The sequence below is a fragment of the Amycolatopsis sp. NPDC004079 genome (genome assembly GCF_040610415.1).
Taxonomy (GTDB): domain Bacteria; phylum Actinomycetota; class Actinomycetes; order Mycobacteriales; family Pseudonocardiaceae; genus Amycolatopsis; species Amycolatopsis halotolerans.
The window spans coordinates 210,931-233,665 of sequence record NZ_JBEXMH010000006.1 but is presented as its reverse complement, the minus strand read 5'-3'; the positions used below and the strand labels follow the sequence as shown (position 1 = coordinate 233,665).

General features: G+C 69.8%; 22 protein-coding genes. 18 read left to right on the top strand and 4 right to left on the bottom strand.

The features are described from left to right. The first annotated feature begins 46 nt into the window (after positions 1-46). Positions 47-598, top strand: a complete 552-nt coding sequence (locus tag ABZX37_RS09305) for a Uma2 family endonuclease (RefSeq protein ID WP_354737618.1) — start codon at positions 47-49, stop codon at positions 596-598. Positions 599-646: 48 nt separating this feature from the next. After that, entirely contained in the window at positions 647-1,306 is a 660-nt protein-coding gene (locus ABZX37_RS09300) for a peptidoglycan recognition family protein (protein WP_344268106.1), read from the top strand. A gap of 6 nt (positions 1,307-1,312) precedes the next feature. On the opposite strand, the gene ABZX37_RS09295 is transcribed toward ABZX37_RS09300, so the two are convergent. Continuing rightward, entirely contained in the window at positions 1,313-2,620 is a 1,308-nt protein-coding gene (locus ABZX37_RS09295; protein ID WP_354737761.1) for a glutamine synthetase family protein, read from the bottom strand. A 238-nt stretch (positions 2,621-2,858) separates the two neighbouring features. On the opposite strand from ABZX37_RS09295, the gene ABZX37_RS09290 reads away from it, so the two are divergent. The 4 genes from ABZX37_RS09290 to lgt all read left to right on the top strand — a co-directional run bounded on the left by ABZX37_RS09290 (position 2,859) and on the right by lgt (position 7,709). Continuing rightward, positions 2,859-4,274: an APC family permease gene (locus ABZX37_RS09290; RefSeq protein WP_354737616.1), complete on the top strand. Its 1,416-nt coding sequence runs from the start codon at positions 2,859-2,861 to the stop codon at positions 4,272-4,274. After that, a complete protein-coding gene (locus tag ABZX37_RS09285; RefSeq protein ID WP_354737614.1) occupies positions 4,271-5,407 on the top strand; it encodes an amidohydrolase family protein in 1,137 nt (378 codons plus the stop codon). Before ABZX37_RS09290 ends, ABZX37_RS09285 begins: the two co-directional genes overlap by 4 nt. Further along, a complete protein-coding gene (locus ABZX37_RS09280; RefSeq protein WP_354737612.1) occupies positions 5,404-6,597 on the top strand; it encodes a M20 family metallopeptidase in 1,194 nt (397 codons plus the stop codon). The genes ABZX37_RS09285 and ABZX37_RS09280 overlap by 4 nt, the downstream gene beginning before the upstream one ends. A 95-nt stretch (positions 6,598-6,692) precedes the next feature. Beyond that, positions 6,693-7,709: a prolipoprotein diacylglyceryl transferase gene (gene lgt, locus ABZX37_RS09275; protein ID WP_354737610.1), complete on the top strand. Its 1,017-nt coding sequence runs from the start codon at positions 6,693-6,695 to the stop codon at positions 7,707-7,709. Between the two features lie 91 nt (positions 7,710-7,800). Here lgt and ABZX37_RS09270 read toward each other — a convergent pair whose 3' ends face one another. After that, a complete protein-coding gene (locus tag ABZX37_RS09270; protein ID WP_354737608.1) occupies positions 7,801-8,655 on the bottom strand; it encodes a putative RNA methyltransferase in 855 nt (284 codons plus the stop codon). Positions 8,656-8,829: 174 nt separating this feature from the next. Here ABZX37_RS09270 and ABZX37_RS09265 point away from each other — a divergent pair, with 174 nt between their 5' ends. The 4 genes from ABZX37_RS09265 (at position 8,830) to ABZX37_RS09250 (ending at position 13,408) form a co-directional block, all read left to right on the top strand. Beyond that, entirely contained in the window at positions 8,830-10,197 is a 1,368-nt protein-coding gene (locus tag ABZX37_RS09265) for an ammonium transporter (protein WP_354737606.1), read from the top strand. After that, positions 10,194-10,532: a P-II family nitrogen regulator gene (locus ABZX37_RS09260; RefSeq protein ID WP_043827775.1), complete on the top strand. Its 339-nt coding sequence runs from the start codon at positions 10,194-10,196 to the stop codon at positions 10,530-10,532. Before ABZX37_RS09265 ends, ABZX37_RS09260 begins: the two co-directional genes overlap by 4 nt. Before the next feature lie 3 nt (positions 10,533-10,535). Continuing rightward, positions 10,536-12,845, top strand: a complete 2,310-nt coding sequence (locus ABZX37_RS09255; RefSeq protein ID WP_354737604.1) for a [protein-PII] uridylyltransferase — start codon at positions 10,536-10,538, stop codon at positions 12,843-12,845. 185 nt (positions 12,846-13,030) lie between these two features. Further along, complete coding sequence (locus ABZX37_RS09250) at positions 13,031-13,408, top strand: hypothetical protein (protein WP_354737759.1); 378 nt, start codon at positions 13,031-13,033, stop codon at positions 13,406-13,408. Between the two features lie 199 nt (positions 13,409-13,607). Here ABZX37_RS09250 and ABZX37_RS09245 read toward each other — a convergent pair whose 3' ends face one another. After that, a complete protein-coding gene (locus ABZX37_RS09245; RefSeq protein ID WP_354737602.1) occupies positions 13,608-14,060 on the bottom strand; it encodes a MarR family transcriptional regulator in 453 nt (150 codons plus the stop codon). 9 nt (positions 14,061-14,069) lie between these two features. Continuing rightward, positions 14,070-15,863 (bottom strand): ABC transporter ATP-binding protein, encoded by a 1,794-nt coding sequence (locus ABZX37_RS09240; protein WP_354737600.1) that lies wholly within the window; start codon positions 15,861-15,863, stop codon positions 14,070-14,072. 208 nt (positions 15,864-16,071) lie between these two features. Between ABZX37_RS09240 and ffh the strand changes: the two genes are divergently transcribed. From ffh to ABZX37_RS09200, 8 genes are all read left to right on the top strand, one after another. After that, a complete protein-coding gene (gene ffh / locus ABZX37_RS09235) occupies positions 16,072-17,613 on the top strand; it encodes a signal recognition particle protein (RefSeq protein ID WP_354737598.1) in 1,542 nt (513 codons plus the stop codon). Further along, positions 17,610-18,683, top strand: coding sequence for an amidohydrolase family protein (locus ABZX37_RS09230; protein WP_354737596.1), 1,074 nt, complete (start codon positions 17,610-17,612; stop codon positions 18,681-18,683). Before ffh ends, ABZX37_RS09230 begins: the two co-directional genes overlap by 4 nt. A gap of 300 nt (positions 18,684-18,983) precedes the next feature. Next, positions 18,984-19,706: a CPBP family intramembrane glutamic endopeptidase gene (locus ABZX37_RS09225; RefSeq protein WP_354737594.1), complete on the top strand. Its 723-nt coding sequence runs from the start codon at positions 18,984-18,986 to the stop codon at positions 19,704-19,706. Positions 19,707-19,811: 105 nt separating this feature from the next. Continuing rightward, positions 19,812-20,603 carry a type II CAAX endopeptidase family protein gene (locus ABZX37_RS09220; RefSeq protein WP_354737592.1) on the top strand — a complete coding sequence of 264 codons (792 nt, stop codon included), beginning with the start codon at positions 19,812-19,814 and terminating at the stop codon, positions 20,601-20,603. A 190-nt stretch (positions 20,604-20,793) separates the two neighbouring features. Further along, positions 20,794-21,237: a 30S ribosomal protein S16 gene (rpsP, locus tag ABZX37_RS09215; RefSeq protein WP_116205654.1), complete on the top strand. Its 444-nt coding sequence runs from the start codon at positions 20,794-20,796 to the stop codon at positions 21,235-21,237. Continuing rightward, the gene (locus ABZX37_RS09210; RefSeq protein ID WP_003103110.1) at positions 21,234-21,473 is read left to right on the top strand and encodes an RNA-binding protein; all 240 of its coding nucleotides are present in this window, start codon (positions 21,234-21,236) and stop codon (positions 21,471-21,473) included. Before rpsP ends, ABZX37_RS09210 begins: the two co-directional genes overlap by 4 nt. 27 nt (positions 21,474-21,500) lie before the next feature. Next, a complete protein-coding gene (gene rimM, locus ABZX37_RS09205) occupies positions 21,501-22,016 on the top strand; it encodes a ribosome maturation factor RimM (protein ID WP_354737589.1) in 516 nt (171 codons plus the stop codon). Between the two features lie 10 nt (positions 22,017-22,026). Next, positions 22,027-22,734 carry a hypothetical protein gene (locus tag ABZX37_RS09200; RefSeq protein ID WP_354737588.1) on the top strand — a complete coding sequence of 236 codons (708 nt, stop codon included), beginning with the start codon at positions 22,027-22,029 and terminating at the stop codon, positions 22,732-22,734. The last annotated feature ends 1 nt before the right edge of the window (position 22,735 follow it).

Here is a 22,735-nt window from a genome sequence, read left to right as displayed (position 1 = left end):
ACTGGACCTGGCGAGAGAGATCAAGCGCGGGTGGAGGTGACTTCGCATGTCAGCACCTGCTGAGCACGACACCGGCCAATCCTCGGCCCCGTGGCTGTCGGAAGTGCTTGCGCTGCCGGAAGAGCAGCTTCTCGGTACCCGGATCGAAGCGGTCGACGGGGCACTCCTCATGAGCCCAGCCCCGACCTCGCTGCACCAGCGGTTGCTGCAACGGCTTCAGCTGGCCGTGGTGCCCGAGCTGCCGGACGATCTCGAACTGCTCCCGGGAGTCAATGTTCGCTGTGGCGAAAGCCGCCTGCTGATCCCGGACTTCGTGATCGTCACCTGCCCCGACGTGGCCACGACCTGGTATCCGGCGTCCGAGGTGTTGCTGGCCGCCGAGATCGAATCGCCGTCCACCAGGGTGCAGGACCGGATCTTCAAGAAAGCCCTCTACGCCGAAGCGCTCATCCCGTACTACCTGCTCGTCGACCCGGAGCAGGAAGCCGCCACCGTCTACGCGCTCTCCGAAGGCGACTACGTGCCGCACGCGAAGAGCGAGGGCGGGGTGCTCACCCTGGCCGAACCCTTCCCCGCGGAGCTGGACCTGCGCGCCTGAGCGGCCGGTTGTACGCATCGTGTACGCCGTCCGCGCACAGTGCGGCGCATGGCTTTCGACATCGGACAGGTTCCCCGGAGGACGTTCCTGCGCGGGGCGGCCGGCGTGAGCGCCGCCGCGGCGGCGGGGCTCGTGCTGCCCGGCCTCGCGCACGCCGCGGCGGCGCCGCGCATCTACAGCTGTGCGGAGTGGGGTGCGCGCCCGCCCGCGGATCCGCTCACCACGCTCGACCATCCGGCCAATCGCGTGCTCATCCACCACATCGACTGCCCCAACAGCACCGATTACTCGCTCGAGCACGCGTTCCAGGTCGCGCGCAACGACCAGGCCGACCACATCGACAACAACGGCTGGTCCGACACCGGCCAGCACTTCACCGTCTCCCGCGGCGGCTACCGTCTCGAAGGCCGCCACGGCAGCCTGGACGCGTTGCGCAGCGGCAAAAAGATCGTCCGCGCGGCGCATTGCCCCGGCCAGAACGACAACGCGATCGGCATCGAGAACGAGGGCACCTACATGCAGGTCGCCCCGCCGAAGGCGCAGTTCGATTCGCTGGTGGTGTTCGTGGCGTACGTGTGCCGCCAGTACGGCATCCCGGTCAAGGAAATCAAGGGACACCGCGACTTCTACAACACCGACTGCCCAGGCGACAAGCTGTACGCGATGCTGCCCGAACTGCAGTCCCGGGTGGCGGCTTTGCTTCGGTGAACCGGGTCAGTGCAGGAAACGCATCACCCGGCACAACTCCGCCGGTTCCAGCGACCCCAGCTCGGCCACTTCGGCACGACGCACGTCCGCCAACGTCGTGGCCAGCTGGGGTCCGAACGCGTCCGGCAGCACGTCGTCGGCCTCGAACGCGGCGATCGCCTCCGACAGCGATTGCGGAAGCCGCGCGACCCCAGCCGCCGCGGCGTCCGAGGGGGAGAGCGACCCCGGGTCCACGCTGACCGGTTCGGGCAAGCGCGCCGCAGCGTCGATGCCTGCCTGTCCGGCGAAAAGCAGTCCCGCCACCACCAGATACGGGTTCGCGGTGAGGTCGAAGCACTTCACCTCCAGGTTCGCCGCTGTGTCGCGCTGTCCGGCCGCGCCGCGGATCAGGCGTAGCGGTGCTTCGCGGTTTTCCAGTCCCCACGCGGTAAACACACCTGCCCAGTGGTGCGGTTCCAGCCGCAGATAGCTGACCACCGACGGCGCGCCGACGGTCAACAGTGCGGGCAACCGGCGGAAAATGCCCGCACCGAAGGATTCCGCGGTCGAGGTCAGTCCGAACGCCCCGGTCCCGCCCGCGCACAGATTTCGTTCGCCGTCCCAGAGACTCAGGTGCACATGTCCGCCATTGCCGACGCCGCCGGGTTCGAACTTCGGGGTGAACGACGCGCGCAGCCCGTGCGCGGCGGTGACCGTCCGCACGGTTTCCTTTGTCAGCACGGCTAAATCGGCCGCCCGTACTGGATCCGTCGCGGCGATCGACAGCTCGAACTGGCCCGCCGCGTATTCCGGGTGGATCTGCTCCAGCTTCACGCCACACTTGTCCAAAGTGGACACTATCGCGCGGAGATACTCGTGGTTCGCGCTCAGGCGAGAGTAGCCGTAGGCCGGGCCGGGCAGCGGGATGCCGTCCGCGTCCGTCGTGATCCACTCCAGTTCGAAGGCCATCCGTGCGGTCAGGCTGCGGTCGGCGAGCTGTGCGACGGCGGCCGCGGCGAGACCCCGGGTGTCCTGCGGGTGCTGGTGCCCGTCCTGGTCGTATCGCCACGCCGGGGCCCACGCCCAGCCGGGCTGGGCGGCGAGGACGGTGAGCGCGTCGAGGTCGGGGTGCAGCCGCAGGTCGCCGACTGGGCCGAGGGAATGCTCGCCGTCAGCGATGCTGTCGGTGCCGAGGAAGAAGTCGAACGAGTTCGACGCGCCGACGCCCCACGCCGCGACTGTCGCCAGCCTCGCCACCGGAACCGCCTTGACCCGCGAAATCCCGGAGTTGTCCACGAAGCTCAGCGCGACGAGTTCGACGCCCGCCTGCTCCATCCGACCGGCTGCCGCCGCGCCGAGTTCGGCGAGCCGGTCGCGGTCGAGGTTGGCCGAAGACGAGAAGGGGGACGACAAGGTTTGCTCCTTCAACGCTGGATGAGAGGTTCAGCCGATCGAGGTTGACGGGAAACGAGGCGCTCCTTCCGCGCCGCACGAGAGAGTTCAGCCGGTCGGCGCTCGCTCTCCGCACCGCTCGGAAGGTTCACTGTGTACTCCTCGGGAAAGGAGCGCGTCCGTGTCCGGAGACCGTCCCGAATTGCGGCGCACCCTGTCGGTCTGGCAGGCCGTCGGGCTGTCCGTCGCGCTCATGGCACCCAGCATGGCCGCGAACATCAATCCACAGCAAACAGCGACGGCGGCCGGACGCGCGGTTCCGCTGGCGTTCCTGCTCTCGGCGGCGGGGGTGCTGCTGGTCGCGTACGGCTTCGTCCAGCTCTGCCGCCACTATCAGCACGCGGGATCGGTCTACGCGTTCGTCGGCGCGACCCTCGGTCCGCGCGCGGGCGTCGTGTCCGGCATCGGGCTGCTCGGCACTTACACCTTCTACGCCGTGGTCACCAGTTCCGCCGCGGGCGTGCTGGGCACGGCGTTCCTGACCCAGGTCGGGATCTGGCCGCACCCGCCGTCGTGGGGGCCGTTCGTGCTGACCGCCGTCGCGCTGATCGGCAGCTGGCTCCTCGCGGTCGCCCCGGCCCGTCGCGGCACCAGCACGTTGCTCGCCGTCGAAGGCGCGACCATCGCGCTCATCCTGCTGGTCACCGTGGTCATCCTGGTCCGGCTGATCGCCGGAGACGCTCCCAGCGGACGGTTCACACTGCAGGTTTTCGTACCGGACACCGGAGTCTCCGGCATTTTCCTCGGCGCGGTGTTCGGTTTCCTGTCGTTCGCCGGTTTCGAGGCCGCCGCGACGCTCGGCGAGGAAACCCGCGACCCGCGCCGCAACATCCCACGCGCGATCCTCGGCACGGCCATCTTCGGCGGCGCCTACTTCGTGCTCGTGACCGCCGTCGAGATGATGGCCTTCGGCGGCGACGCCACGGCGTTCCACAATTCCCCGTCGCTGCTGGGCGATCTCGGCAGCCGCTTCGTCGGCCCATGGGTCGGCGACGTCATCAGCGCGGGTGCCGCGATCAGCGCGTTCGGCTGTTGCCTCGCCTGCGTCGTCGGCGGCTCGCGACTGCTGTTCGCCCTCGGCCGCGACGCGTTCGACGGACGCGGCATCGGCCGGATCTCCGCGAAAGGCACTCCCGCCATCGCCGTGACCGTGGTTGCTCTCGCGGCGGCCCTGATCATCTTGGTGTGCGCGGTGTGCTTCGGCGCCACTGCCGACGACACCTTCGCCTGGGCAGGATCCATCGGCACCTTGATCCTGTTAGTCATCTACCTGCTCACCACGCTCGGCGCGATCCTCCTGCTGTTCGTGCGACGGCGGATGCGCGTTCCGTCGTGGCACTTGGCCTTCCCGATCGGCGCGCTGGTTCTGCTCGGCTACACCGTGTACGTCAACGTCGTGCCGTACCCGACCGAAGGCCCCGCGCGGTGGTTCCCGGTCGTGGCGGGCGGGGTGCTCGTGCTGGCTGTCGTCGTGGTCGCCTCGGCGCCCGGATTCGCCCGTAGGGTGGGGGAGAGGCTCGCTGAAGGAGAGGCATGACCGGACTGCTCGATTTCGTCGCGGACCTGCCGCTGGTCGACCATCACTGTCACGGCGTCCGCACCGGCGGCGTCGACCGCGACGGGTTCGAGCGGATGCTCACCGAGGCGGACACCGTGTCGTCGCTGGGGACGTCGCTGTTCGACTCGCTGATCGGCCTGTCCGTGCGCGAACGCTGCGCGCCGATCCTCGACCTGCCGAAACACGCCCCGGCCGACGACTATCTCGCCCGCCGCGCCGAATTGGGCGCGGCGGAGGTCAACCGGCGGTTCCTTCGCGGCACGGGCAGCACGGATTACTTGCTGGACGGCGGTTTCCTGCCCGAATCCCTCACCACCACCAAGGAGTTCGCCGAACTGGCCGACGCCCGCGCGCACGACATCGTCCGGCTGGAACAGGTCGCCGAAGACGTCATCTGCGAGACGAGCGCCGCCAGTTTCGCCGACGACTTTGCCGCCGAACTCGACCGCCGCACGACGAGCGCGGTCGGCGTGAAGTCCATCGCGGCGTACCGGGTCGGGCTGGAGCTGTCCGGCGAACGCCCGGCCGCGGCCGAAGTCGAAGCCGCCGCCGGACGCTGGCTGGCCCGGATCGAGGCGGGCGAACCGGTCCGGCTGGCCGACGAGGTCCTGCACCGCCACCTGATCTGGTCCGGCATCGACCGGCGGCTCCCGGTGCAATTCCACGTCGGCTACGGAGATTCCGACGTCGACCTCCACCGCTGCGATCCCTTGCGGCTCACCGGTTTGCTGCGCGCGACCCGCGACGCGGGCGTCCCGGTCCTGCTGCTGCACAATTATCCGTTCCACCGCAACGCCGCCTACCTCGCGCAGGTCTTCGAGCACGTCTTCGTCGACGTCGGCCTCATCACGCACAACGCGGGCTTCCGCGCGCCCGCCATCCTCGCCGAGACGCTGGAGCTGGTGCCGTTCGGGAAACTGCTGTTCTCCACCGACGCGTTCGGCCTGGCCGAGCTGTATCACCTGGGCACCGCGCTGTTCCGGCAAGGACTGTCCGACTTCCTGCGCACCGCCCTCGCCGCGGACGCACTATCCGAAGTGGACGCGATCCGCCTGGCCCGCTTGGCCGGGCATGAGAACGCGGCCAGGATCTACGGGCTGGAGCGGGCATGAACGATCTGGTCGAGGCCTGGCGCGCGGCGCTAGCAGAGGAACTGCCTGCCGCGGTTGAACTGCAGCACCGGATTCACGCCGATCCGCGTGTGTCCGGCGACGAGGACGACACCGCCCGGCTTGTGGCTGCCGCGCTAGGCGAGGGCGAGCAGGTCGCGAAGACCGGGCGGCTTATCGAGATCTCCGCACCGCACCCGGGCCCAGCCGTGGCCCTGCGCGCTGAACTGGACGCCTTGCCGGTAGTCGAGCGCACGGGCGTCGAATGGGCCGCGAAGACCGGCCTGATGCACGCCTGCGGCCACGACGTCCACCTCGCCGCCCTGACCGCGGTCTGCCGGGCGGCGCGGCGCGTCGAGCTCCCGCGTCCGCTGTTCGCGATCCTGCAGCCGCGCGAGGAAACGTCTCCGTCCGGAGCGCTCGACCTGGTCGAATCGGGCATTCTGGAAGAGCGCGGCATCGACACGGTGATCGGCGCGCACGTCCAGCCGCGGCTGCCGTACGGCGTCGTCTCGGCCGCGCCCGGGCCGGTGAACGCGTCCACCGACGAGTTCGAGGTCGTGGTGCACGGCCAGGGCGGCCACGCCGGATATCCGCACCTGCTGCGCGACCCGGTGCTGGCGCTCAGCCAACTGGTGGTGAGCCTGCAGCAGGTAGCGAGCCGCCGGATCGACCCGATGCACGGCGCGGTCTGCACGATCGGCAGGCTCAGCGCGGGCACGGCGGCGAACGTCGTGCCGAACACGGCGTCGGCGTTCGGTTCGCTGCGGCTGATGCGCGCGAGCGACCGCGAACGCGCGCTGGCGGCGCTCGACGAGGTCGTGCACGCCACCGCCCGCGCGTACGGCTGCACCGCAGACCTCCGGATCAGCCCGTGCGAGCCCGTCCTGGTCAACGATCCGGCGCTGGCCGCCGCCGCGCGGAGCTGGCTCGAAGACGGAGGCAGCCAAGACCGGGGCGTGGACAGTGAGGTGGACACAGCTTTCCGGTCTTTCGGCGCGGACGATTTCGCGCATTACTGCGGCGACGGCGTCCGCGGCCTGATGCTGTTCGTCGGCCTCGGCGAGACCGCGGGCGCGCCCAGCCTGCACGGCGAAACGTTCCTGCCCGAGGACGCCGCGGTCGGCCAGGTCGCGGACGCGCTGCTGGCCGGATACCTGGCCGCGGCGTCCGACCCGCAGTACACAGTGTGACCCCGGACGGCCGTGACCGGGCTGTGACCGGGTCTTGACTAAGGGTTCCGCGGCACCCGGACCACGACCGGAGCCCGACGCGCTACGGTGGCCGCGTGTACTCCGCAGCGTTCCTGGCCACGATCCCGAGCCCCGACCAAGGCGTCTGGCACCTGGGCCCGATCCCGATCCGGGCGTACGCGCTCTGCATCATCGCCGGCATCATCGTCGCGATCTGGTGGGGCGAGCGGCGCTGGGAGGCTCGGGGCGGCACGAAGGGCACCGTGCTCGACATGGCGGTGTTCGCTGTGCCGTTCGGCCTGGTCGGCGGCAGGCTCTACCACGTCATCACCGACCCCGAGCTGTACTTCACCGAGGGCAAGAACCCCTGGAACGCCTTCGCCATCTGGGACGGCGGCCTCGGCATCTGGGGCGCGGTCGCGCTCGGCGCGGTCGGCGCGCTGATCGCCTGCCGGCGCCGCGGGATCCCGCTGCCCGCGATGGCCGACGCGATCGCGCCCGGCATCATCGTCGCGCAGGCGATCGGGCGGCTCGGCAACTACTTCAACCAGGAGCTGTACGGCGGGCACACCGACCTGCCGTGGGGCCTGGAGATCTACCAGCGCTTCGACCCGGCCACCGGAGCCCCGGACGCCCTCGGCGGCGTCGCGACCGGGCACATCCCGCTGCCGGAGAGCCCGGTGCACCCGACGTTCCTGTACGAGCTGGTCTGGAACCTGCTCATCGCGCTGCTCGTGGTGTGGGCGGACCGCAAGTTCAAGCTCGGTCACGGCCGCGCGTTCGCGCTCTACGTCGCGGGCTACACCGTCGGCCGCTGCGGGACCGAACTGCTGCGCTCCGACCACGCCAACCACATCCTCGGCCTGCGGGTCAACGTGTGGGTGTCGATCCTGCTGTTCGTCGGCGCGATGGCCTACTTCGTCATCGCGGCCAAGCGTGGTCCGCGCGAGGCCCCGGAGACGTTGCGCAGCAAGGGAGACGAACGGGACGCCGCCGTCGAGTCCACTTCGGACGACGCGGGCGAGAAGCCGGAACCAGACGAGAAGGCCTCGGCGGACACTGTGGACGCGGGCTCCTCCTCCGGGGAGAACGGCAAGTCCGAGAAGTCTTAGGCACAGAGCCGAAAAAGAGGTCCCCGCCCGGGTTGGGCGGGGACCTCTTTTGTGCGATCGGCTGAGGTCCGTGAGGGGAACCCTGAGGGAATCAGAGTCCCTCAGGGTTCCCCTCACGGACTTCGGCACGCCGCCATACGCTTACTGAGACCGCCAGCGTCACGTCCCGCCCCGCCGCGGCGTCGAGCCGCTCCCGCCGCCCGTCCCGGTCCAGATGGAACCCCGCGGGCCCCATCGCCACGACATCCCGCACCTGCGCCGCGCTGAACGGCTGAGTCCGGACCACCTCGACCCCGGACTCCCGCACGAACAACCCGCCCAGCGCCGCTTCGAGCCGTTCTTCCTTCCGCGAGTCCACCGCGAGCACCAGATCGCCCAGTTCGCTCAGATGCCCTGGCAACGGCGACGCCACCACCAGCTTCCCGCCCGGCGCGAGCACCCGGTGGAACTCGGCGGCATTCCGCGGCGAGAACACGTCCAGCACCACCGACGCCACCCCGTCGCCTACCGGCCACGGCTCCCACAGGTTCCACACCGCCGCACCGAGTCGCGGGTGTGCCCGCGCGGCCCGCCGCAACGCGATCGCCGAGACGTCCAGCGCGAGGCCGACCGCGTCCGGAGCGTCGTCCAGCACCCGCGAGAGGTAATAGCCCGGCCCGGCACCGGCGTCGATGATCAACCCAGGAGCAGAACCAGCAGCGGAAGCGACCGCGTCGGCCAGCGGCGCGTAAGCACCGGAAGACAGGAACGCCGCCCGCGCGTCCACCATCGGCGCGGTGTCGGCCGTCCCCGCCGGGATGCGCGCGTGCAGGAGGTTGACGTAACCCTGCCGGGCCAGATCGAACGAATGCCGCCGCTCGCAGCGCAGCGTCCGGCCGGTCAGCGAGACCGGCTCCGCGCACACCGAACAGCGCAGCGCTTCGATCACCCGGTTAGGTAATGACATAGCGTAATTCGACCATGACGTTGCCTAACCGGACACTTCGCCCCCGCTCCCCGGAAACGTCCCCGTAACAACCACCACGCCGGAGTTCACGAGCGGGAAACGTGAATCGAAGCCCGGCGAAACACCGGGGGCCAACACTTCCTCAGCAGTTGCCCACGGCACGGGAGGACGATTGTGCTGAACGCCGGAGACACCGCCTGGGTGCTGATCAGCGCCGCGCTGGTCATGCTCATGACCCCGGGCCTCGCGTTCTTTTACGGCGGCATGGTCCGCGCGAAGAGCGTTTTGAACATGTTGATGATGAACTTCATCGCACTCGCGATAGTCGGGGTGCTGTGGGTGCTCTTCGGGTTCTCGCTGTCCTTCGGCAACGACGCTTTCGGCGGCCTGGTAGGGAACTTCGACTACGCCGGCCTGTCGGACGCGTTCGGCAAGCTCGTCGGCCTGGCGAGCGAAGGCCCGCCCGCGGTTCCGTGGCCGGGTCCGGACGCATTGCCGCTGCTCGCGTTCTGCATGTTCCAATTGATGTTCGCGATCATCACCCCGGCGCTGATTTCCGGTGCCATCGCCGATCGCGCGAAGTTCTGGGGCTGGACGCTTTTCGTGACAATCTGGGTGATTGTCGTGTATTTCCCGGTCGCGCACTGGGTGTTCTCGTTCGACGGTTTCACCGGCAAGGACGCGGTGGGCGGCTGGATCGCCAACCAGCTCAAGGCGCTCGACTTCGCGGGCGGCACGGCGGTGCACATCAACGCGGGCGCCGCGGGTCTCGCCCTCGCGCTGGTGCTCGGCAAGCGCAAGGGCTGGCCGAAGGACACCGGCCGTCCGCACAACGTCCCGTTCGTCCTGCTCGGCGCGTCGCTGCTGTGGTTCGGCTGGTACGGCTTCAACGCCGGTTCGGCGCTCGGCGCGAACGACCTCGCGGGCGTCGCGTTCACCAACACCACCGTCGCGACCGCTGCCGCGGTACTGGGCTGGCTGGTCGTGGAACAGCTGAAGTTCGGCAAGCCGACCACGCTCGGCGCGGCTTCCGGCGCGGTCGCCGGTCTGGTCGCCATCACGCCCGCCTGCGGTTTCGTGAGCCCGCTCGGCTCGATCGCGATCGGCCTGATCGCCGGGGTGCTGTGCGCGCTGGCCATCTCGCTGAAGTTCCGCTTCGGCTTCGACGACTCCCTCGACGTCGTCGGCGTGCACCTCGTCGGCGGTCTCGTCGGCACCATCCTGATCGGGTTCTTCGCCACCAAGAGCGTGAACCCGGCGGGCGCGGACGGCCTGTTCTACGGCGGCGGCTTCAAGCAGCTGGGCATCCAGGTGGTCGCCGCGCTTGCGGTTCTGGGCTACTCGTTCATCATGACCTTGATCATCGGCTTCGCGATCAAGAAGGCCGGCGGGTTCCGCGTCAGCACCGAGCACGAGGTCAGCGGCATCGACGAGGGCCAGCACGCGGAGAGCGCCTACGACTTCACCGGCATGGGCGGCCTCGGCCACTCGGCGACGTTCCCGGTCAAGCCCGTCACGAAACTCGAGGAGACCAAGGCATGAAGCTCATCACCGCGATCGTCAAGCCGTTCACGCTCGACGACGTCCGCTCCTCGCTGGAGCAGCTGGGCGTGCTCGGGATGACGGTGAGCGAGGTCCAGGGCTACGGCAGGCAGAAGGGCCACACCGAGGTCTACCGGGGCGCCGAGTACTCGGTGGATTTCGTGGCCAAGCTGAAGATCGAGGTCGTGGTGGACGACGTCGTCGTCGAGAAGGTCCTCGACGCGGTCACCACCGCCGCGCACACCGGGAAGATCGGCGACGGGAAGGTCTGGGTGACGCCGGTGGAGACGGTGATCCGCGTCCGCACCGGTGAACGCGGCACGGACGCGCTGTAGCCGATGACCGACGGGGGCGAACTCGCCCGAGCCACTGCGCTGCTGCTCGAAGGACGGCACGGAGCACCCGCACTGCGGGCGTCCCTGGTCGATCTGTACGAGTTCTGGCTCGGGAAAGGAGCGACGGCGGCCGGCGTCGACACCGCGGACCCAGGTGTCGCGCTGGTCGCCGTAGGGGGTTTGGGACGGCGCGAACTGGTGCCGTGCTCCGATCTCGATCTACTGTTGCTGCACAACGGAAACGCCGGGATCGGAGAGATCGCCGACGCACTGTGGTACCCGCTGTGGGACGCCCGGGTCGGCCTCGACCACTCAGTCCGAACCCCCGGCGAGGCCCTCAAAGTCGCCGCCGAAGACCTGCGCACCGCGCTAGGTCTGCTCGACGCCCGGCACCTGGCAGGCGACCCAGGCCTCACCGAACGTCTGGCCTCCGCCGCCCGCGACCAGTGGCGGCGCACCGCCCGCAAACGTTTGCCCGAGCTCGCCGAATCCGTCCACACCCGGTGGCGGCGCAGCGGCGAGATCGCCCAATCCGCCGAACCAGACTTGAAACACGGTCGCGGCGGCCTCCGCGACTTCGGTGTCCTGGAGGCCCTCGCGGCAGGCCAGCTCACCGCCCGCCCGGGCGAAGAACTGTTGGCAGCCAAGCAACTCCTGCTAGACGTCCGCACCGAACTCCGCCGCGAAGCCCGTCGCGAACGAGACATCCTCAACGCCCCCGACGCCGACGTCGTCGCACACGAACTGGAAATCGGCGACCGATTCACCCTGGCCCGCAAGCTTTCCGGCGCGGGACGGACCATCGCCTACGCCGTCGACGTCGCCCTCCGGTCCACTGTGGAACAACCACGCCCACGTTTCGGCCGACGCCCAGTCCGCCGCCCGCTGGCCGAGGGCGTTGTCCTGCACGGCGACGAGGTCGCACTGGCCCGAGATGCACTCCCGGCCCGAGACCCGGCCCTCCTGCTTCGCGCCGCAGCCGCCTCTGCCCGCACTCGAATGCCCATCTCACCAGGCACTTTGCGCACTCTCGCCGAATCCGCCCCCGAGCTGCGCGAACCTTGGCCAGACGACGCCCGCAACGCGCTCGTCGAGTTGCTGGGCGCGGGGGAGGGCCTAGTCGACGCAGTAGAAGCCCTGGACCGCACCGGCTTATGGTCCCGGCTGTTCCCCGAATGGGGCGCCGTACGCGACCTGCCGCCGCGCTCGCCAGTACACCAGTGGACAGTCGACCGGCACCTGGTCCAGGCATGCGTCGAAGCAGCAAAACTGACCACCACCGTGTCGCGACCAGACCTGCTGCTCATCGGTGCCCTGCTGCACGACATCGGCAAGGGCCGCGACGTCGACCACTCGGAACTGGGCGCGAAAATCTCCGCCTCCGTAGCGCAACGACTGGGCCTCCCGCCCGCGGACGTCGCGACGGTCTCCGCCATGGTCCGCCACCACCTGCTGCTCCCGCACACCGCGACGAGACGCGACATCGGCGACCCCGCGACCATCTCGCGCGTGGTGAAAACCCTGGACGGCGACGTCGTCCTGCTGGAACTCCTGCACGCCCTGACCCGCGCCGACTCGCTGGCCACCGGCCCCGGCGTCTGGACCGACTGGAAGGACCGCCTGCTGGCCGAACTGGTCAGCGGCTGCGAGGAAGCCGTGCACGGCAAGGGTTTCACGCCCCCCGAGCCGTTGGACGACGACCAACGCGAACTAGTCGCCGAGGCCGCTCGCACCGGCGTCGGCCAAATCCGGATCTCCGCCCACGGCAAGGTCGTCACGGCGTTATTGGCCGTACCCGCGGACCGCGAACTGCTGGCCCCCGCAGCCGGAGTCCTGGCCCTGAACTCGTTGGAGGTTCACTCCGCGGTCCTGCGCGAACACTCCGGCCGCGGCCGAGCAGGTGTCTTCACCGCGTCACCGAAGTTCGGTTCCCTGCCGGATCCCGCGCTGCTGCGGGAACAGTTCGCTCGCGCAGTCGCCGGAACGATGCCGCTCACCCAACGCCTGGCCGCGAAGGAACGCGACTACGCCACCGCGTCACCCGTCGTGGTCAAGCCAGTAGTCAGGTGGTTCGACGACGAAACAAGCGGCCCCGACGCGGTAGTGCTGGAACTGCGCGCCGCCGACCGAATCGGCCTGCTGTTCCGCGTAGCAAGCGCCCTGCGCCGCGCCGAAGCAGACGTCCACTGGGCAAAAGCCGCAACCCTAGGCGGCGCGGTAGTGGACTCCTTCGCCCTCTCGCCACGCTCCGGCCACGTCACTCCACAGTGGCGAACCACCATCACCGATGCCGTCCTGACCGCCGTCTCCTGAAGGTCCGTGAAGGACCCCTCGAAGGAATCAGATTCCCTCAAGGAGCCCTTCACGGACAGCTGGCCAGGGCAAGCAGACGCGGCCGGATTGCGCCATCCGGGCTCACCCATCCGGGGTGTCGGCATCGACAACCCCCATCCCGATGGCAGGATGGCAGGTCCGGGCAAGGGGGCGAGGTGAACGAGATGCGAGGCCAAGAGAACCTCCCAGAACTCTCCCTGCCCCCCACGGTCGTAGCGGGACACCTCCGCACCTGCGCAGAAGAACTCTCTGCCCTCCTCCGCGGCGACGGATCAGCCGCCACCCTCGGCGAACTGTCCGAAGTGGTCACCCAGCTAGTCGCAGGCCAGCACGCGCTCGCCCACGCACTGGCAGGCCTCGCGGGCCGCATGGACGTCCGCAACCCCGCGCTGGCCACCGTCCCGCCGTCCGAAGTGGAAGTCCTCACCGAAGTCCTCCAAGCCGCCGCCTGCGCGGTGAGCTGCTCCGCCGAGGAGCTCGCCGACGCCGAACCGCTCTTCGAGTTCGCCAGCGACTCCGCGGGACCCGACACCCGAGTTTGAGTAGTCCTACTCAGCCCGGATTGAGGGACTTCACGCTGCCGCGCGCGTGTCCCGGGACGGCAGACTTCTCCCCAACGCCGGGTGGTCGAGGGGGAACCGCTCCGCGTGCCCGCGGCGGAAGGCCTCCTGGGGAGGTGAGCTCTTCCGCCACAGTTCCGGGGACGGCCGTGGGGAGCGGCCGCCCCGGAACTCCCGGGCCTCAGGAATCCGCGATCCGCGCCAGCAGCCCGGCCGCGAGCCGGAGCAGCTCCTGTTCGGTGGGGCTCAGCGTCCGTTCGAGGGCCGCGGCCAGCCAGGTCTCCCGTGCGATCGAGTACTGGCGCAGCTCCCGCAGCCCGGCCGGGGTGATGTCGATCAGCGACCGCCGCCCGTCCGCCGGGTCCGGGGTGCGCGTGATCAGCTCGCGTTCGGCCAGCGAGGCCAGGATCCGCGTCAGCGACTGCGGATGGATCCGCTCGGCCTCGGCCAGCTCGCCCGGCGTGTGCGTGCCGCCCCGGTACAGCCGCGAAAGCACTGCCAGCACGGCCGGTCCCGGAGCGGGCGGGCCCGCCTCGAAGCGCATCCGCCAGTTCAGCCGCCCGACGCCCTCGCGCACCGTCCGGGCCAGCGTCGCCAGCTCATCGGCCCGGTCCACGTCGGGTTCGGTCTCCATACCGCCAGATTAGGCGGTTTCCCCTCGCACCAGCGCGGCATACCTCCCGTCCGCGGCCAGCAACTCCGCGTGCGTGCCCCGCTCGACGACCCTCCCCGCGTCCAGCACCGCGATCTGATCCGCGTGCTCCACAGTGGACAGACGGTGCGCGATGGCGATCGTCGTGCGCCCGGCGGCGAGCCGGTCCAGCTCCGCCTGCACCGCCCGCTCCGTGCGGTTGTCCAGCGAGCTCGTCGCCTCGTCCAGGATCAGCACCGGCGGATTGCGCAACAGAATCCGCGCGATCGCCATCCGCTGCTTCTCCCCGCCGGAAAACCGGTACCCGCGTTCCCCGACGACGGTGTCGTACCCCTCCGGCAGCGCGGCCAGCGTGTCGTGGATGTGCGCGGCCTTCGCGGCGTTCTCCAGCTCCTCGTCGGTTGCGTCCGGCTTCGCGAACCGCAGGTTCTCCCGTACCGACGCGTGAAACAGATACGTCTCCTGCGACACCAGCCCGACCCCGGCGGCCAGCGACGCGAGCGTCACGTCCCGCACATCGGTCCCGTCCACGCACACCTTCCCCTCCGTCACCTCGTACAACCGAGCGACCAGGTAGGCGAGCGTCGTCTTCCCCGAACCCGTCGTCCCGACCAGCGCCGTCGTGGTCCCGGCAGGCACGTCGAGATCGATGTCGCGCAATGTCCACGGACCGTCATCGTCGTAGCGGAACGACACCCCGCGCATCGAGACCGCGCCGCCGCTCAGGACCAGCTCACGCGCGCCCGGCCGGTCGCCGATCTCCACCGGCAGATCGAGCACCTCGAAGATCCGCCCGAACAACGCCTTCGCCGACGCGACGTTCTGTCCCACCGTCTGCATCGCCGTCGCTGGCGCGAGCAGCCGGTTCAACATGCTGGTGAACGCGACGACCGTGCCCAGCGAGACCGGTGCCGCACCGCCCGCGAGTTCGAGCCCGGCCGCCCAATAGACCAGCGCCGGGACGATCGTCAGGCTCATCGACCGCGCCGCCCGCTGCCACCGCCCGGCCAGCGCGGCGCTGCGCTCCAGCGCCGCGACCTCGCGCGATTCCTCGGCGAACCTGTCGCGCATGAGCTTCGCGTTGCCCATCGTCTTGGCCAGCAGCACGCCGGTGACCGAAAGCGATTCCTCGACGATCGTGGTCAGCCGGGCCATCCGCCGGGTCCGGCCGCGGGCGAGCCTCCGCTGCTTGCCGCCGAGCCGCAGCGTGAACAGCAGGAACAACGGCACGACGACCAGCGACAACAGCGCCAGCTGCCAGTCCATGACCAGAATCGCCACCGCGATCGCCAGCGCCGTGGTGCCGTTCTGCACGATCGACGCGGCGGTCCCGGTCACGACGTTGTCCACGCCGCCGATGTCGTTGAAGACCCGCGACAGCACCTCGCCGGTCTTGGTCCGGGTGTAGAAGCCCAGCGACATCCGCTGCAGATGGCTGTAAACGGACACGCGCAGCTCGTTCATCACCCGCTGGCCGATGGTGTTGGACAACCCGGTGGTCCGCACGCTCAGCGCCCCGGACCCGAGCGCGGCGGCGATCATCCCCATCGCCAGCAGGCTCACCAGCAGGGCGTCGCGGTGCGGAAGCGCGGTGTCCAGCATCTCCCGCAGCAGGAACGGCGAGGTGACGCCCAGCCCGGCCTGCACGATCAGCAGCGCGCACAGCCCGGCCAGCGCCCGCCGGTGCGGCCGGAACAGTCCCGCGATGCGGCGGAACGGCGCCTGCTCTTCCTCGTCTCCTGCCGGTTCGGCGAGCGTCGGACGCCGGGCAGTAGCTGATGTCATACGCCTATGTTTACTTAATTCCGGAGCCGGTGCGAGCGGTTTTCGCGTGGTTGACCTGTTGTCGCTCGGCCAGTTAATACGTGCACGCGTAGTACCCTTCCCGTACCCGTGAAGGCCGGGCGGCCGGGGCGGCTACCCTCGGAAGATGCCGGGGGTGCCGAGCACGCCCGGCACGCGAACTTTCGACCCAGCTGGAGCGTGCACCCCCGTGTTCGACACCCTCTCCGATCGGCTCACCTCGGCCCTGCAGTCGCTCTCGCGCAAGGGCCGGCTGTCCGACGCCGACATCGACGCCACCGCGCGCGAGATCCGCATCGCGCTGCTGGAAGCGGACGTCGCGCTCCCGGTGGTCAAGGCGTTCATCGCGAAGATCAAGGACCGGGCGAAGGGCGCCGAGGTCTCCCAGGCGCTGAACCCGGCGCAGCAGGTCGTCAAGATCGTCAACGAGGAGCTCGTCGGCATCCTCGGCGGCGAGACGCGGCGGCTGAACCTGGCCAAGAACCCGCCTTCGGTGATCATGCTCGCCGGTCTCCAGGGCGCCGGCAAGACGACGCTGGCCGGCAAGCTGGCGATGTGGCTGAAGAAGCAGGGCCACGCGCCGATGCTGGTCGCCTGCGACCTCCAGCGGCCGAACGCGGTCAACCAGCTGCAGATCGTCGGCGAGCGCGCGGGCGTCACCACGTTCGCGCCGGAGCCGGGCAACGGCGTCGGCGACCCGGTCGACGTCGCCCGCCGCGCGATCGAAGAGGCCAAGCACGCGCAGTACGACATCGTCGTGGTTGACACCGCCGGTCGTCTGGGTGTCGACGAAGAGCTGATGAAGCAGGCCGCGGACATCCGCGAGGCCGTGCAGCCGGACGAAGTTCTGTTCGTGGTCGACGCCATGATCGGTCAGGACGCGGTCACCACGGCCGAGGCGTTCCGCGACGGCGTCGGCTTCACCGGCGTGGTGCTCACGAAGCTCGACGGCGACGCCCGCGGTGGCGCCGCGCTGTCCGTCCGCGAGGTCACCGGCCAGCCGATCCTCTTCGCGTCCAACGGCGAAAAGCTCGAGGACTTCGACACGTTCCACCCGGACCGGATGGCCTCGCGCATCCTGGGCATGGGCGACGTGCTGACCCTGATCGAGCAGGCCGAACAGCACTTCGACCAGGAGCAGGCCGAACAGGCCGCGCAAAAGCTCACCAGCGGGCAGCTCACGCTGGAGGACTTCCTCGAGCAGATGCTCGCCGTGCGCAAGATGGGCCCGATCGGCAACCTGCTCGGCATGCTGCCCGGCGCGGGCCAGATGAAAGACCAGCTCGCCTCGGTCGACGACAAGCAGCTCGACCGGCTGCAGGCGATCATCCGCGGCATGACGCCCGCCGAGCGCGCCGACCCGAAGATGATCAACGGCTCGCGCAGGCTGCGCATCGCGAACGGCTCCGGCGTGACCGTCCGCGAGGTCAACGACCTGGTCAACCGCTTCTTCGAGGCGCGCAAGATGATGGCGCAGATGGCGGGCCGGTTCGGCTTCGGCGGCGGAGGCGGCGGAAGCAAGAACCGCAAGGGCAAGAAGGGGAAGAAGGGCAAGAAGGGACCCACGCAGCCGAGGATGCGCGGCGGGATGCCCGGCGGCATGCCGATGCTGCCCCCCGGCGGCGGGATGCCCGGCGGAATGCCGGACCTGTCCCAGCTCGGCGGCATGAACGACGTGCCCGGCTTCGACCCGTCCAAGTTCAAGCTGCCGAAGGACCCGAAGAACAATTGAGCCCGCTGCACCTTTCCGGCACCGTCCTGCCCGACGGCGAACCGCGTGACCTCTGGATCCAGGACGGAAAGCTGTCGTTCGAGCCGGTTCCCGGCGCGGAAACGCTGTCCGCCGGCGGATTCGTGGTCCCGGGGCTCGTCGACGCGCATTGCCACCCGGGCCTCGGCCCGCACGGCGGACTGTCGGTGGAGGAGGCCGCGGACCAGGCCGCGACCGACCGCGACGCGGGCACGCTGCTGATCCGCGACTGCGGCCTGCCGCTCGACGTCCGGCCGCTGCAATCGCGCGCGGACCTGCCCACGATCATCCGCTGCGGACGGCATCTGGCGCTGCCCAAGCGGTACATCCCCGGGTTCGCGATCGAGCTGGACGACCCGGCGCTGCTGCCCGAAGCGGTGGCCGAACAGGCCCGCGACGGCGACGGCTGGGTCAAACTCGTCGGCGACTGGATCGACCGCGGCGAAGGCGACCTCGCACCGCTGTGGCCGGACGACGTGCTCGCCGAAGCCATCCGCGTCGCCCACGAACTCGGCGCGCGCGTCACCGCACACGTGTTCGGCGAAGCCGCGTTGCCGGGCCTGATCGGCGCGGGCATCGACTGTCTCGAACACGGCACCGCGCTGTCGCCAGACCAGTTGGCCGAACTCGCGCGCCGCGACGTCGCGTTGGTGCCCACGCTCATCAACATCGAGAACTTCCCGGGCATCGCGGACAAGGCAGGCAAGTACCCGACGTATGCGGCCCACATGCGCGCGCTGCACGCTGGCGTGGGCGAGATGGTGTCCTCAGCGGTTGAAGCGGGCGTACGCGTCTTCGCGGGCACGGACGCGGGCGGGATGGTCGCGCACGGCCGTATCGCCGACGAGGTCGAAGCGCTCCACCGCGCCGGGATGTCGCGTACGCAGGCACTCGCGAGCGCGTCCTGGGAAGCGCGCGAATGGCTCGGCCACCCCGGCATCGAGCACGGCGCCCCGGCCGACCTGATCGTTTACGCGGACGACCCGCGGACCGACCTCGCCGCCCTGCACCACCCGACCCACATCGTCTTGGGCGGCACGGTCTTCCACTGACCGCCCCAATGCCACATTGGGTGCGTCAGACGCACCCAATGCGGCGTTCGGTGCGTCGCATGCACCCAACGCCACATTGGGGTTTTCCCGCAGTGCGCGGGTTCTCGTCCCTCCCTGCAGACCCGGCACGCGATGCCGAGGTCCGGCGCGGTTGAAGTCCGTGAGGGGAACCCTGAGGGAATCAGATTCCCTCAGGGTTCCCCTCACGGACGCGAGCAACGAGCAGTGAGCCACGGCTACGGGCGAGTGCGACGCGACCCCGCCTCGATGCGCCACAGCACAGGCACATAGCGTGAACCCGTGGCCGAAGACGGTGGGGGAAAGCGAATTCTGGGCGCCCATTGGGCCTTTGCCGCGTTCTTCTTCGGAGTCGCCGGCTACTACCTCGTCACCCTCCTCACCGCGGCCGCGTTCAACCGCCACGTCGGCGACGACGATCCGGTCGAGGCGTACGCGGGACCGTTGCTGCTGCTGGCCTTCCTTCCGAACCTGATCCTCGGCCTTGGCCCGGCGATCGCCTCCCTGCGCTACGGCTCCGGGCTCGAACGCGACTTCGGGCTCCGCACGAGAGGCCGCGACCTCCGCATCGGCCTTGCCTGCGGCCTGCTCGCCCTCGTTGTCGGCTTCGTGCTGAACGCCGCCGAAATCGCCGTCTTCGGCGGCGACGAGGTGTCCGACAGCCCGCTCACCGACCTGCCCGACGTGTCCGGCGGCAGCCCGGTCTGGCTCGTCACGACCGCGCTCGTGCTGGTGATCGCCGTCCCGCTCACCGAGGAACTGCTGCTGCGCGGGGCGCTGTGGAACGCGCTGGCGCACTACAAGATCCCGCCGTGGGTGGTGCTCGTGCTCACCTCGCTGGTGTTCGCGCTGCTGCACGGCGAGACCACGCGCACGATCGCGCTGTTCGGCCAGGGCCTCGTCCTCGGGCTGGCGCGGCATTACTCCGGCCGGACCTCGGCGAGCGTGCTCGCGCACGCGGCCAACAACCTGCCGCCCGCCGTCCTGCTCTTCACCGGGCACTGAGCGCGGGCGGGAAAACGCGGAAACCGGTGACCGGTCGAGTACTGTGCGAAACCATTTCGGCCGCTAGGCTCGACCGGTGAGCAGAGCGAGCACGGGGAGGCGGGCGTGACCACATCACAGCCCCGTGAACCCCTCTCCAGTGCGCTCTCCCCGGAGGACTTCGTGGCCGAACCGACCGCGTTCCCGCCACATCGCTGGGGATTCGGGGCGTTCCTGCTGGTCGAGGCGGTGTTGCTGGCGTCGGCCGCGTTCATCGGCGCGCTCGCCGGGCCGACCGCTCCCGGCCGGCCGCTGCCGATCAGCACGGTGCTGCTCGGCACGATGCTGCCCACCATGATCGCCGCCGGCGTCGCGGTGCTGGTCACCGTCGTCCGCGGCAACGGCCCGAAGCTCGACCTGCGGCTCGAATGGCGCTGGGCGGACGTCTGGACCGGGCTCAAATTCGGCATGCTCGGCCTCGTGCTCACCTCGCTGAGCGCCTACGTGTGGACCGAGCTGGTCGGCTCGGCGGACGCGACGTCGGCGATCAGCGCGCTGGTCGACGACCGCAAGATGTCCGTGCCCGCCGCCGCGGTGATGTTCGGCTACCTGTGGCTGCTCGGGCCGATCTGCGAGGAGATCATCTACCGCGGCCTGCTCTGGGGCGCGGTGGAACGGCTGCAGTGGCGCAGCGAGCGGTGGGGCCGCTTCGCCGCGTTCCTGCTCTCGACCGCGGTGTTCGCGGCCAGTCACCTGGAACCGCTGCGCACCACGCTCCTGCTGGTGATCTCCATCCCGATCGGGCTGGCCCGGCTGTCCACCGGGAGGCTGGCGGGCAGCATCGTCGCGCACGCGGTCAACAACTTCCTGCCCGCGGTCGCGATCCTGCTCGGAGCGCTCGGGCTCGCGTCGTTCTGACGCTGGTCGCGCACGCGTAACCGGGGCCTTGTGCGTGCTCGGCGACGGGCGTCTGGCAGAATGTTCGCTTGCCCGCTTCCGCCGGACCCTCTCGCCGTGTGGAAGCTCCTGACCTCCGGGCGCCGCGAGCCTGTCCCCACGGGTTCCGCGCGCGCCCTGCACCACACAGCACTGAGGAGTACCCACACCCGTGGCCGTCAAGATCAAGCTGCAGCGCCTCGGCAAGATCCGTGCGCCGTACTACCGCATCATCATCGCCGACGCGCGCACCCGCCGGGACGGCAAGGCCATCGAGACGATCGGCAAGTACCACCCGAAGGAAGAGCCGAGCTTCATCGAGGTCGACACCGAGCGGGCGCAGTACTGGCTGGGCGTCGGCGCGCAGCCGACCGAGCCGGTCCAGCGCATCCTCGAGATCACCGGCGACTGGCAGAAGTTCAAGGGCCTGCCGGGCGCCGAGGGCACCCTGAAGGTGGCCGAGCCGAAGCCGTCCAAGCAGGACCTGTTCAACGCGGCGCTGGCCGCGGCCGGCGAGGAGCCCTCCACCGAGGCCACCACGCCGAAGAAGAAGTCGGCCCCGAAGAAGGCCGAGGCCGAGAAGGCAGAAGCCGCTGAGGGCGAGAAGTCCGAGTGAGCTTCCTCGCCGACTCCCTCGAGCACCTGGTGCGCGGGATCGTCGACAACCCGGACGAGGTCCGGGTCGAGCTGCTGACCACGCGTCGTGGCCGCACGCTCGAGGTGCACGTCCACCCCGACGATCTCGGCAAGGTGATCGGCCGGGGCGGGCGCACCGCGACCGCTCTGCGCACCGTGATGGGCGGCATCGGCGGCCGCGGCGTCCGCGTGGACGTCGTCGACACCGATCGCTGACCCCGAGATTCTCGGAAACGGTCAGGTATGGACGTCGTAGTCGGCCGCATCGCGAAAGCGCACGGCATCCGCGGCGAGCTCGCGGTCGACGTGCGCACCGATTCGCCGCAGCAGCGGTTCGCGATCGGTGCGGTCGTCACGACGAAGCTGCGCGACGGCAGCACGAGAGAACTCACCATCGCAGCCGCCCGCGAACACAGCGGGCGGCTGCTGGTGCGTTTCGAGCAGGTGCTCACCCGCGATGTCGCGGAAACCCTGCGCGGAGCCCTGCTCCTGGCGGACACGGACACGCTGCCGCCCACCGGCGACCCGGAGGAGTTCTACGACCACGAGCTGGCCGGCCTGAGCGCCGAGCTGGCCGACGGGACTGTCGTGGGCAAGGTCGTCGAGGTGGTCCATTCGCCGGCCGGGGAACTGCTCGAACTCGATCACGACGGGCGCTCGGTGTTGGTACCTTTCGTCCGCGCCATCGTCCCGGTGGTGGATGTCGCGGGGGGCCGGGTCGTGCTCGATCCGCCCGAAGGCCTCCTCGACGCTGATTGAGGGGGAGCTCGTGAAGTTCTGGACGAAGGCTGTCTTCGCAGCCGTTCTGGCCACCGCTTTCGCCGCGCCGCCCGCGCAGGCCGCTTCGCCGGTGTACGGCGACTTTTCGCTGATGTTCCAGCGCAGCGCGGGCCAGTACGCGCCGCCGGGGGAGAAGGCGTTCCAGTGGGCTTGGTCGCCGCAGTCGGCCACCGAATCGCAGATCACCTGGGGCGACCCGGTCACGTGGCCGCCGGCGACCGCTGAGCACTTCGTCCGCTCGGGCGACTGGGTGCTGCTCGACGGCTGGGACGGCAACGGCACGTACTACTCGCAGCGGGTCACCGAAGAGTCCGCCTGCGACGGCGCGACGTGCACGCCGATCCCGTCCGACGGCGGCCGCCAGCACTATGTGCGCTGGACCGTTCCGTCCACCGACTACCGGCTCGTCGCGCGCGGCACGATCACCGAGAAGAGCTCGGGCAAGGTCGTCCATTTCGAACATCTGCAGACCTGGGGCGCGCCCGCTCCGTGCTCGAACGCCCGCTTCGGGGCGCGCACCTGCGTCACGCAGACCGAGACGTGGTCGGACGACAACGGTCTGCCCGCCGGGTCGCCGATCCGCCAGACCCTGCACCGCAGCATCAAGATCGCGCAGGGGCTCGGCATGGCCTTCGCGATCGACCAGGACGTCCCGAGCCCGTGGCACGCCCAGGCCACCGAGTACTGGAACTGGTAAC